Genomic DNA, 9,830 nt, shown 5'->3' on the forward strand with positions numbered 1-9,830 from the left:
ATCTCGGCGAGACGCTCTCGCTGCCGCCGTTCCTGGAAGGCCGGCGCCAGCAGATCGAGGCAGATCTGCGGCCGTTGTCGTGACGCGATCCTGATCGACCTATCGCACGTCTGAAGTGCGCCTCAGGGCCCCAACATCTGATAAAGTGTCGTTTGGCGCTGTCAGAGTGCGAACGAACTGAGGAGATGACCATGGAGTTCATCCTGCGGCTTCAGTGCGACGACATTCTCGGAGCCAGAATCGAGCGGGAGACACCGACGGGCTTGGTCACGATAGCGACTGCCGCGCCACAGGGCGGGAGCTTGGAGGTGCATCTCCTCGATTCCCCGGCAAACGCGGGGTTGGAGTTTCTCGACGGGCTCCGGGCTCAGGATTGCAGCGATCTGAGACGGCAGCTGGCACGGCCGAACGTGATGGTCGTCATGCCGGACGTTTGATGCGTCGGCACCCGTGGGATGTGCGGACCGAACGCACGTTCGGCCAGGAACTGCCCGAGAGGCGCTTGCCGAGCTTGAATTGGTTGGAGGCAACATGACACCCGACGACTTATGGTTTGCTGACAACCCATCGCGGCGCTATCGGCTACGGGAGGCGACCCGGCCCGAAGCGGATGCAGCACGCGCCGAGATGGGGCACAAGGAACGGAGTGCTGCGCTGCATTTCTGGCGAATTGTCGGGCGGGACGGAACGGGCACCACATTCGGGTCGACGGCCTGGAGTGGTCCCTCTGTTCCGGCCGATACGGATGACGCCCTTGAGGAACATCTGCGGGCTTGGGGGCTGAGCGACGGGCAAGAGGGGGCATGATCCCCGCTTGTTGTTCCTTGAGGAGGCCGATTGAAGATAGCGGACGGCAAAACGATCCTGGCCTGAAGCTGCTCTCGTCTCACGGCCGATCTTTGGCCAAGGGCAGGTGCCGACAGCCATGGGCCCGTTCTCTGGTCGGCGGCGACCGTGGTCCTATGTCAGGGGCAATCCTCCACCAAGCGCCCAAGGCATCGGCGAAGGCCGGACACATCAACAGCACCTGTACAGGTCAAGGAGAGCATCAGATGAGCTGGAATCCCGCTGACGACCCGCAGCCTGGCGACAAGTTCGCCTGTGAGGCGATCGAGACCGTAATCGTGCCTCGTGCCCGTGACCTCGGCAGCTTCGAGGTGCGCCGGGCGCTGCCCTCGGCGCAGCGGCAGATGGTCGGCCCCTTCATCTTCTTCGACCAGATGGGGCCGTCCGAGTTCCTGCTCGGATCCGGCATGGACGTGCGGCCTCATCCCCATATCGGCCTCTCCACCGTCACCTACCTCTTCGACGGCGAGATCATGCACCGCGACTCGCTCGGGACCGAACTGCCGATCAGGCCTGGCGAACTCAATTGGATGACGGCAGGGCGCGGCATCGTCCATTCCGAGCGGACCGCGCCGGAGCTGCGCACGACGGGCTCGAAGCTGTTCGGCATCCAGAGCTGGGTGGCGCTGTCGGCAAAGGACGAGGAGGCCACGCCCGACTTCGTCCATTACGACGCGGGCGAGATGCCGGTGCTCGATGGCGACGGCAAGACGGTGCGGATCATCGCCGGTTCGATCCTCGGGGCGACCTCGCCGGTGAAGACCTCCAGCCCGATGTTCTACGCCGACGTGGCGCTGCGGGCAGGGGCCTCGGTGCCCCTGGATCCGGATTATGACGAGCGCGCGATCTACACCGTCTCGGGCGAGGTCGAGGTCGCCGGCGACGTGTTCCCTGCCGGTGAGCTTCTGGTCTTCAGGCCGGGGGACCGCATCACGATCCGGGCCCGCAGCGATGCCCGCTTCATGATGCTGGGCGGCGAGCCAATGGATGGCCCGCGCTTCATTTGGTGGAACTTCGTCTCATCGCGGCAGGACAGGATCGAGCAGGCCAAGGCCGACTGGAAGGCGGCCCGGTTCGACACGGTGCCAGGAGACGAGGCCGAGTTCATCCCGCTGCCCGAGCCTCCGCCCCCGCCGGTCAGTTACCCGTAGCGATGTCCGTGCGGACGGAAATCTTTGACTTCCTGGGATCACAAGGTCAGCACCTGTCGGGCCGGCTCGACCTGCCGGAGGGAGCCGCGACCGCCGCCGCAGTCCTTGCGCATTGCTTCACGTGCTGCAAGAGTTCGGTAGCGTCGGTGCGGATCGCCCGCGCTCTCGCCGCCCGCGGGATCGGCGTTCTCCGGTTTGACTTCACCGGGCTAGGACAGCGTTCGGGCGATTTCTCGGATGCTACCTTCAGCCGGGATGTCGCCGATCTGGTGATTGCAGTCCAGACCATGGAGCAGAGAGGCTACCCGCCCAGGATCCTCATCGGCCACAGCCTCGGGGGTGCCGCAGTCCTGGCCGCGGCCGGGCGGCTGCCGGACATCGCCGCCGTGGTCACAATAGGGGGCTCCCTGCGACACGCAGCATGTGATGCGTCTGTTCGACCGCAGCCTCGACCAGATCATCACGGAAGGCGAGGCGTGTGTGAGGCTGGGCGGAGAGTCCTTCGTCATCAGGCGGGCTTTCGTCGAGGACTTGCGCGATCAGGATCAGAGGCACCGGATTGCCCATCTCAATCGTCCCTTGCTGATCCTGCACTCGCCTCGGGACGAGGTCGTGAGCATCGAGAGCGCCGGCGCAATCTTCCAGGCGGCGCGCCATCCCAAGAGCTTTGTGTCGCTTGACCCGGCCGATCACCTTCTGACCCGAGCGGTGGATGCGGCGTATGCCGCAACGATGATTACGGCCTGGATATCGCGCTTCGTTCCTGTGATCGATCCAACGTCGGGCTAGAGCATCGGACGGAAAGGCGGATCCACGACGCCCCGCCCCTCTCGGCTAGGCAGAGGTGGGAACCGAGCGGGTAGAACAAACCGTCCGATGCTCTAGACCAAGGACACCCAAGTGCGTGCCGGATAAAAACGCCCACCAGCAGTTCAGCAGGAAGGTCCGGTCCTGGCACTTCTCGGAAGTAGCGCTCTGGTCTACTCATGCGACCAAAGCGGACCTTCGTAAGGGATTGGGAGTTTTCAGGGCGCGACAACGAATTGAAATCAGCAGAGGAACGCAGGCTAAAGAGAGGTGAGGCACCTCGGGCCAATCCTAGGTAAGTCGCGCAAGCGTGCTCTTCGCCTGTCGGATCAATTTCCGAACTGCGAGGCGGCCCTGAATGGCCTCGCAGGTGAAGTGTCCGTGCTGATAGTTGCCATTGGCGCGCCCCTTCGGTGCGCCACTACCCTTCGTGCCTCCGTGCATCCGGCACCTCGTCCGGCCCTTCACGGCCGGCGACCGGCACGGACTCCCGCTGCGCGTCTTGGCTCCACAACGAGGTGACAGGTTCAGTCGCAAGAAATCGGGTGTCCGCATTTTCCGCTCCGGGTGCATGGGGTTGATCATCAGTTTTGTTTTCCGTCCCCCTCCCTCCGGGGTGGGTGACGGTGCCGACAATGGCTTGGCCTCCGGAATGGACGTGCACATGCTCGACTCGAACTGTCTGATTGCCGCCGCGCCGCAGCTTCGCGAGAGCCTCTGCATGCTCTCTGCTGATCCGAAGGAGCTTCACAGCCATGTTGCCATTGCTCTCCAGCATTGGAATGTGCTCCGCCCGTCCAACGCGGGCCAGGAGCATCATCGCGACGTGATGAGTGGCAGCTATCTGCACCGCTAGCGCCCCTTCCATCGCATTCTGTGGCTGCACGCCCGATACAATGGCCAACATGCCGTTCACTGCCATGGCCCTGTCCTCGGGTGACAGATCAGCTCTGGTTATCTGGATCAATCCTTGAAGGGTCTCCAGGGCAAGCTCGGATGAGTTCGAGCCAAGTGCTGCGGATAGGCGATCCAGCATTCCTCCTTCGTCATTATGAGGAGCACCGATGCAGAGGTGTCCAGCGGCTGAGCGCTGAACGCCAACCCGCACCGGGCGAGACAATGTCGCGAGCTTCTGCCGGTCTGCTGCAATAGCGGACAGTTCCCGCTCGCTCGGATTGGGCGACTCCGGCACGGCGGCTAACGCCTTGGTAGTCCGCTTCTGTGGCTTAGGGCTTTTCATGATAGGGCTCAAAATTCCTGGTGGATATAAGACGGTCAGATCGAGCGGCGGAAAGCTGCGAGCGGAAGTCGGAAAGCGGAGCAACCGCGATGCTGAGGCTTGCCCCTGACTGCCAGAAGGCAATACGGAATCTGATCTGCGCTCCAGAGCAAGCACTGTGAGCCTGATGATGACAGAGGGCAGTGAAGGCCGCCCTCCGTATTACCGAAAGTCATTCGCCTCGGTTACCCGATCAACACCTTCCGCAGCGATTTTAGCGCCTGCCCATCAATGTCGAACCTAGTATTACCCTCAGCGTCGCTTTCCCAGTCTCCCTGGTCAGGCCGCCAAGCAATCAGCACACTATCTTCTTCACCTCTCACAGTTGCGACAACCCGATTAAGCGGCTTCACCCATTCTCTGTAGAATGCGTCGTAGTCCTCGTCCGGAATACCGCAGATCTGCGCTGCGTGAGGCCACGTAATGCTCCCGCCCCGAAGCACAATCTGCCGGACAAGCTCAAGAGTCCTTGTGTCCAACCGGATCAAGAGTTCCTTTGCCTGATCGAATGTTAGTGGCGAGCTGGCCCAGAGACCGTACTCCTCAGCCTCCTCCAATCGGTTGATCACTGAGCGTAGGTCGAGTTCCCCATCGACAACAGTTACTCCATCAATGTGCAGTTCAATATGCATAGCCATCTCCTTTCACATACGTGCTTGGCAGCGCTGACAAGCCTGGATCCAAATTCTTGTTCTGGTTCAGTTCGCGTTGTCCCATGTGTCCCACGTGTCCCAACTCGATCCTTGAGTATCTGTCCCATTGTCCCACGCACTAGGGTGCGGGACAGCTGGACACTTCCGCGGCCTATTTTTGAAGACGCCCTTCGGCTCGCAACTTTGCTTGAATGCGGCTTACTGTTGACCTAGGGATGCCAGTCCGCTCAGCGATGTCTCTGACACTGCAGCCCTCCTGCGATAATTCAGCAACATGCTCGATCCGCAGATCGCTCAGAGGGGTGCACTCCCACTCGTCTTGACCGTTGACCACACTGAGCTTGGCCTCAAAGGGGAGGACGTCCTCACCGAAAATGCCACGGGCTTTCGTAAGGTGGACCTCGAAGCGCGCTCCTTCTTCGGGATCATAATCATCTGGGCGCTTGAGCTGGATGACGGTATCCAGGACATCCTCGCGCTTCGATGTGCCGCGAGCGTTATCTCCCCGACCGGCATGGTGGACCAAAAGTACACTAATCCCTTGTCGCCTTAACTTCAGCAACCATGCTTGCATGGCGTCCCAAGACGCGGCATCGTTCTCGGGCCCGCCATTCACCAAGGTCGAGAGATTATCGATTACCAAAAGCTCCGTTCCATCCAGTTGTGCCTCAATAGCAGCCTGATGCGCCGGTTCAGCGAGATTGATCGACACCCCGAGCGGTTGCCTGTCCATTGACAGCAGTCGGAAATAGTCATCCTGCGGGGGACGATGTGAGGTCGCAACCATGAGCGTCTTAACACGCGCTTGGAGCGTCTCTTGCGGCATCTCTCCATCGATGTAGAGAACGCGTCGCGGTTTGGAGGCTCGCCAGCGGAGAAACTCGCCGCCGCTGCTTACTGCATAAGCGAGCCCGAAAGCGACCTGCGTTTTGCCAACACCCCGCGCGGCAAAGAGCATCGCCAAACCCCGCTCTGGGAGGATGGGCGTGATAATTTGCTTTCTTATCGGAAGGTCTAATCGAACAAACTCGCCCAAGGGTATGGTCTCAAGTTTCAGAGGTCCTGCATCCGCTCCCGGATCTAAGTGCTCGGTCCCGGGTTCAAGATGCTCGATCGTGTATGCTGAGGCGGGGATCGACATCAGGTTGTCCCCAGCATGAGAATGCCATTGAGATCTTGGCCGACCGCTGATGGAGTGACTAGGAATGCCTCGGCTCCAGAGGCTAGCCAACGCTGCGCCATTGAACGGGCGGCGGAAATTCCGGCCGTGTCGTGATCAACGGCGATCCAGAGAGTCTCAATGCCGACCAAGACCGGCAGATTCCTGAGACCACCTGCTGAGATAAGAGACCAAATCGGGGAGGTGCCGAACCGGTCGATAGTACGGAGGCTAAGAGCGTTCTCGATACCTTCGCTAACGCCCAAGCAGACAGTGACGTCCTCATCGGGCGTGATTTTGATGGCGCTGTTTTGAAGAGAGCCGAGGCTAAGACGATCAAAGCCTCCGACTTGGACTTTATCGCCCTCACGAGTGAGGGCGGTTCGGTGGATCCCTTTGGGTTTGTTCGTCACTATGTCGCGAACAAGGCATACCATCGCGGGCGTTCGGGTGTCGCCGAACGGGCAAGAGGGATGAAAGCGGATAGCCTCTCCGGCAGCTTCATCGGGCAGGGCAAGGCCGCGACGGCGGAGATAGACCTGCACAGGCGTTCCGCGTGGATCGTGAGCCTCGTTCCAGATTGAAAGCGCGCGGGCTATCCGATCTGGATCCTCCCGATCGGGAGCAGATACGGTGTAGAGCGGGGCAGTCTGTGTTGCTCTGTTGGACCCCCGCCCAAGGCGCTTTTTGACGTAGTCGCGAATGGGCAGGGGATCGTCACTTGCAAAGGAGTGGATGAGAAAGCCATCGGGTGCCTCCTCCAAGAACCTGAGAGCCGCGGAGCGATCTCGTTGTGAATGTCCAGGCGCAGGAAAGAGGATCTCCTGGCCGACGACATCGCCACCGAGCAGGAGCGCATACGCTCGAAGGTGCGTCATGGCACTACCACCACCTCAGGTACCTTCCTTGTAAGGCCGGGAATGAGCTGATCTGATAGACATCTCGCATCATCATACGCTTGGAGTGTGCAGCCGACAGGTTGCACGGTTACAGCGTGAGCGGGCGAGATATCCGCCCCAAGTCCATCGGCAGGGGCGGTACCTTGTTGGTGGCCGTGCAGCAACCAGCATTGGGCGAGCATAGGCAGTGACACGACCGAGGAATGCTGACAAACATTGAGAATTGATCGGCTGTCATCAGGAGAGTGGAGACAGCGATTAGCCACGGCGACCTCCCACTTCGGAGGTCGACTGCCGAGCATGCCCAGAGAGCCAAATTTCAACATCTTCACGGCGATAGAGTACACGCCGTCCGGCTTTGATGTAGGTCGGTCCCACTCCCTCTACCCGCCACCTTTCGAGAGTTCGAGCGGAGATCTTCAGGAGTTCGGAAAGCTGGGTTTGCAATAGATAGGGCGACTGCACCATTCACTGACCTCGCAGAGAAAAAGGATCCTCGCGAGTAGGACAGAGGTACAATGGCGCGTCAGCCGAAAATGGATGAAAATGGATGAGAATTAATTTGTATCTCTGAGACGATCTAGGAGAACCCGGATCTTGGCCTTCAGCGTACTATCTGCAGGTATCCGATCCTTACCCCAGCGTTCCGAGCAGCGAACTACCATCGCATCAATAAGTTGTTGCTGAGTTTCGGGAAGCCCATTCTCGAAGATCCAAGCCGCTGCTTCGATGTACATCCATTCCCAATCAAATCCCTTCGGACGGCCAACATTGGGCCTACCTTTTATCCCTGCTTCCGATGCTTCAGGAGAGCGATGCTCCGGAGCAGGTAAATGGGGGAAAGTGCGCAAAAATTCTTCTCTGGGGACTACAACTGGAAAGTAGCTGAACGAGTACTTTTCATCGTTATACATGCGGCAGAATGCCTGAGCTCTAGGGTTTTCGCTGCAAAGGATGCTCAGCGGCATGAGTGGTGCGGAACCCCAAGACTCTGTTGGGAAGTAGTCCAAGCAGTAGCGGTTCCAGTCTACCTGATCGAAGTACCAGTCGTGCGATTTGATTGGAAAGAGCTCGTGCTTCTCATTGGGTGACAGGATCGGTAAGGGGAGCGGTGGAGAGTTAGGTTGGTTGAGTAGGCGGGCAGCGACACCTCCGGATGCTGGAATTTCTCCCGACCGGAGTGCATATATAAAATCTCCAAGAGGACCGCTCATATTGATCTCGTCGCTAGCTAATTGGATGGGCGCTCCGGCGAAGGCGGAGTCCTCAACTGGCTTACGCCCTCTAATGAGCCATAGCGCTGCTTGCAGGATGTTGAACGCGTCCGGGATGCTTCTTTGCGCCCTGCGGGGAGTTGCATGTTCGATCATTGTTAGTCTCTGAGTCAGAGGGTCATCATGTCGGATGACGAGATAGGTATCCTAAGCGAGGAGCTTCGTGGCGGGGGCTAAGGACCTAACAAAGCCGCCTCAAGCCTCCTTCCGATCAGATCAGCTGCCTGCTGCAATGGATCAGCCGCGAGATGGGCATAGCGGGCCGTTGTTGCCGAATGCGCATGGCCGAGTAAGGCACCAATGATCGGCAGCCCCAAGCCGACACCTGCGCCAATGGATGCAAACGAATGCCGCAGATCGTGCAGACGTACATCTGGAATTTGCGCAATCTCCCGGACCTTACGCCAGGGCTTTTCCAGATTGACGAGGTGCCGCCCTATGCGCTCACCCGGCACCACAAAAGGATTATCCTGGAGCCGGGGGAGAGTGGTCAGGAGTTCTCGCGCCGCAGAGTTGAGGTAGACCGTCTTCGCACCGGTCTTACTGTCAGAAAGATTCAACAGCCCGCGCTCAAGATCGACATGATCCCAACGCAACGTCAGGATCTCAGTCAGGCGCGCTCCCGTAAAAACCAGAAGGCGAATGGCAGCCACTACGTAAGGGGAGGTGAGCCTCTCCTCTTCAGCTCGGATGAGAGCTGCTCCAAGCCGAGTGAGTTCAGCTGAGGAGAGATAGCGCCGCCGCTTCTGCTCTGCGAACCGCTCCACTCCGATGCAGGGGTTGCGCTCGCCCCGTCTGCCGGACCAGTTGAACATCTTGGAGAGCAGCGCCACAAGCCGGTTTGCCTGATAGGGCGTCGCTCGGAACTTCAGGTGCAGCTTCTCGATGTCAGACGAGCGTACTTCGTCCACCTTCAGCCGTCCAAGCTCCGGCGTCACAACACGCTCGATCAGTCGCCTGTATTCGGTGTAGGTGCGATCCTTCGCCTTAGCCGCGACATGCTCCTCCAGAAAGCGCTCTGCCAGGGCGCTGATGGTCGGAGCCGAGCGGTCTTTCCGCTTCTTGTCAGCCGGATCCTTCCCCTCCGCTACCAGACCCAGAATTCGCTTGGCCTCCCGCCGGGCAAGTTCCGGCGTCCAAGGAGAACCATGTTTGCCGATGGTGTACCAGCGCTGTCGCCCTTGCGAGCGGTACTTGACCACGTACACCCGATCCCGCCGCTGGCAGCGGACCCCGAGGCCTTTCACGTCTGCGTCCCAGGCGAGCTCGCCCGGTTGCAGGGCATCGACAACAGCCTTGGTGATCTTGCGTGGACGTCTGGGCATGTGGTTGCTAGCCCCTGAATTAGCTACCATGCTGGAGCGTAATTCTGGCGGCTCATGACGGGAAGTCGGGGAGCCAAACTCTTATGGAGTAAGACTCTGACGGCTCCTATCGGGGTATGGGGACATTGGACCGCAAACTTTTAATCAGAGGGTCCTGGGTTCGAGTCCCAGCGCGCTCACCAAACCTTTTCAGGCACTTAGCTGCTGATGCGGTTTGGTCCTGCTTCCCAGAAAACCGGATTGGGAAGCGCATGGGAAGCAAGCTCCACTAAGTGAGCTATTTTCCCGCTCTCCCCGTCGGCTCTCCCACAACTCGAATCTTACGAGCGGAATCAACGAACGTCAGGAATCAGCCAGAGCCTGTGTGGAAACAGGCTGATTGGCACGCTTTGATGATCCAATGGGGTGGTGTGCGGACGGAATGCGGTGTGACCCTC

The 9,830-nt window shown here is 59.6% G+C and carries 12 protein-coding genes; 4 read left to right on the top strand and 8 right to left on the bottom strand.

What is annotated here, in order from left to right:
- Window positions 1-191 precede the first annotated feature (191 nt).
- The 4 genes from DC522_RS31040 to DC522_RS37630 all read left to right on the top strand — a co-directional run bounded on the left by DC522_RS31040 (window position 192) and on the right by DC522_RS37630 (window position 2,677).
- On the top strand, window positions 192-437 hold the full coding sequence (locus tag DC522_RS31040; RefSeq protein ID WP_116532335.1) for a hypothetical protein: 246 nt from the start codon (window positions 192-194) through the stop codon (window positions 435-437).
- Between the two features lie 94 nt (window positions 438-531).
- Entirely contained in the window at window positions 532-807 is a 276-nt protein-coding gene (locus DC522_RS31045; protein ID WP_116532336.1) for a hypothetical protein, read from the top strand.
- 245 nt (window positions 808-1,052) lie between these two features.
- Window positions 1,053-1,997 carry a pirin family protein gene (locus tag DC522_RS31050; RefSeq protein WP_116532337.1) on the top strand — a complete coding sequence of 315 codons (945 nt, stop codon included), beginning with the start codon at window positions 1,053-1,055 and terminating at the stop codon, window positions 1,995-1,997.
- Between the two features lie 2 nt (window positions 1,998-1,999).
- Window positions 2,000-2,677, top strand: a complete 678-nt coding sequence (locus DC522_RS37630) for an alpha/beta hydrolase family protein (RefSeq protein ID WP_371680959.1) — start codon at window positions 2,000-2,002, stop codon at window positions 2,675-2,677.
- Window positions 2,678-3,095: 418 nt separating this feature from the next.
- On the opposite strand, the gene DC522_RS37125 is transcribed toward DC522_RS37630, so the two are convergent.
- The 8 genes from DC522_RS37125 to DC522_RS31095 all read right to left on the bottom strand — a co-directional run bounded on the left by DC522_RS37125 (window position 3,096) and on the right by DC522_RS31095 (window position 9,393).
- On the bottom strand, window positions 3,096-3,272 hold the full coding sequence (locus DC522_RS37125) for a hypothetical protein (RefSeq protein ID WP_305777718.1): 177 nt from the start codon (window positions 3,270-3,272) through the stop codon (window positions 3,096-3,098).
- Window positions 3,226-4,044 carry a hypothetical protein gene (locus DC522_RS35185; RefSeq protein WP_165820396.1) on the bottom strand — a complete coding sequence of 273 codons (819 nt, stop codon included), beginning with the start codon at window positions 4,042-4,044 and terminating at the stop codon, window positions 3,226-3,228. The genes DC522_RS37125 and DC522_RS35185 overlap by 47 nt, the downstream gene beginning before the upstream one ends.
- 224 nt (window positions 4,045-4,268) lie before the next feature.
- Window positions 4,269-4,715, bottom strand: coding sequence for a hypothetical protein (locus DC522_RS31070; RefSeq protein ID WP_116532339.1), 447 nt, complete (start codon window positions 4,713-4,715; stop codon window positions 4,269-4,271).
- Between the two features lie 172 nt (window positions 4,716-4,887).
- Window positions 4,888-5,877 (bottom strand): AAA family ATPase, encoded by a 990-nt coding sequence (locus DC522_RS31075; protein WP_116532340.1) that lies wholly within the window; start codon window positions 5,875-5,877, stop codon window positions 4,888-4,890.
- Entirely contained in the window at window positions 5,877-6,773 is an 897-nt protein-coding gene (locus DC522_RS31080) for a toprim domain-containing protein (protein WP_116532341.1), read from the bottom strand. The genes DC522_RS31075 and DC522_RS31080 overlap by 1 nt, the downstream gene beginning before the upstream one ends.
- Window positions 6,774-7,052: 279 nt before the next feature.
- Window positions 7,053-7,262, bottom strand: coding sequence for an AlpA family transcriptional regulator (locus DC522_RS31085; protein ID WP_116532342.1), 210 nt, complete (start codon window positions 7,260-7,262; stop codon window positions 7,053-7,055).
- 89 nt (window positions 7,263-7,351) lie between these two features.
- Window positions 7,352-8,164, bottom strand: a complete 813-nt coding sequence (locus tag DC522_RS31090; RefSeq protein WP_116532343.1) for a hypothetical protein — start codon at window positions 8,162-8,164, stop codon at window positions 7,352-7,354.
- Window positions 8,165-8,241: 77 nt separating this feature from the next.
- The gene (locus tag DC522_RS31095) at window positions 8,242-9,393 is read right to left on the bottom strand and encodes a site-specific integrase (protein WP_165820397.1); all 1,152 of its coding nucleotides are present in this window, start codon (window positions 9,391-9,393) and stop codon (window positions 8,242-8,244) included.
- Window positions 9,394-9,830 lie beyond the last annotated feature (437 nt).

It is taken from the genome of Microvirga sp. KLBC 81 (assembly GCF_003075415.1).
GTDB lineage: Bacteria > Pseudomonadota > Alphaproteobacteria > Rhizobiales > Beijerinckiaceae > Microvirga.